Genomic DNA, 1556 nt, shown 5'->3' on the forward strand with positions numbered 1-1556 from the left:
TTCGAATTCCGCCGTCCACCCGTTCAACTAATGGACGATCCAGACGCCGCTTCGAACGCATAAAAAAATCCACCCTCACCTCGAAATGAAGTAAAGTGTACCCTTTGTAAAGGACATTTTGAAAAAGAGCTAGCCAACTTGTTGGAGCTGCTGTCTGTATTTTACAGGCGGCAGCTTCTTTAAGTTCCATTGCCCTCGATAATGATTGTAATACGTCATATAACTTTTGATTTCGCGTTTTACGTCTTCGAATGTTTCGCAATCTTTGATGTTCGTTTCATCTTTAAAATGCCCAAAGAATGATTCTTGGGGAGCGTTGTCCCAACAGTTTCCTCGGCGTGACATCGACTGACCTAACCCCATCTTTTTCACAAGCGTTTGGAATTGCGGGTTCGTATAATGGAATCCTTGATCAGAATGGATAAACGCATCTTCTGTTAAATGCGTATGTTTGCTTAGTTTCTTTAACGTGTTCAACGCAATCTCTACATGTAAAGAAGGGGATACCTCATACGCGAGGATTTCGTTCGTTTCAGCGTCTTTAATCGTTGATAAATACGCACGTTTTCCGTTTCGATACGTTAAATACGTGATGTCTGTTAATAACACTTTCCCTGCAACACCTTGTTTAAAGTGACGTTGTAGTTGATTCGCACACGTTCGGTGTTCCTTCGTTGCTTTCGCCATACGACGGTAAGGATTGGCTTTGCGAATGGGACAGATGATGCCGTATTTCTTCATGATGCGGCGAATTCGCTTTACGTTGTAGGTAATGCCATAGTGATTTTGAAGCGTCATTTTAATTTGACGTGCGCCTTTTTTACGCTTACGGAAATGGTATGCCTTTAAAATAATGGCTTGCACTGCCTCATCTGACTCGTCTTGAAGGAAACGATTTCTCACCGATTCCTCGCTGAAATAATGATAGAATCCTGAACGAGAGACCCCCATTACTTCGCATAAATAGCTCACCATGCGCTTCAACTTATACTTTCGTCGTGTTTGTTCGATTAATTCAAATTTTCGTTTCGTTTCGATTGTGATTTCTTTTTCAACATCTGCCTTTCGAGTAGATCGAGCTTTTTTAATAATTCATTCTCTGCACGTAGTAGCTGGTTCTTCGCTTCCAAACGGGCGATCTTTTCCTCCAAACTTAATTCTTTTTCTGAAGGACGCCCTGAATTGGTTTTGCGTGTATCTTGTAAGCCCTCTACACCTGTTTGTCGATACGCGGCACGCCAACGTTTACCAGCAGAGCTAATGCGTTGTAAACCAATCAAGTCGACATGTAGACCCGCCTCTTCAAAGATTTCTCTTGGTGATGTTCCTTTGTCATTTTCAGCGATGAAATGACGTTTAAATTCATCTGTATACGTAATGGCCTTCTCGCTAACCGCTTGAACATAGGGATTGCATTTTAGCTGTTCTTGTTCTTTTTTAGTAAAGATTCTTTTTGTCATCTTTTATCCGCTCCAACATCTTTTTTCTCATTATAAAGAAAAATACCCTATACGATAGTCTTTTTTCAAAGTGTCTATCGTATAGGGTACATTTTA

The 1556-nt window shown here is 40.9% G+C and carries 1 protein-coding gene; it reads right to left on the bottom strand.

The genetic code is table 11. The features are described 5' to 3' along the window. Positions 1–129 precede the first annotated feature (129 nt). A protein-coding gene (locus tag A6K76_RS16485; RefSeq protein ID WP_425393864.1) for an IS3 family transposase occupies positions 130–1460 on the bottom strand; the annotation gives its coding sequence in 2 pieces (ribosomal slippage) (positions 130–1076 and positions 1076–1460; 1332 coding nt in all). Between the last annotated feature and the right edge of the window lie 96 nt (positions 1461–1556).

Source organism: Caryophanon latum, from assembly GCF_001700325.1.
GTDB lineage: Bacteria > Bacillota > Bacilli > Bacillales_A > Planococcaceae > Caryophanon > Caryophanon latum.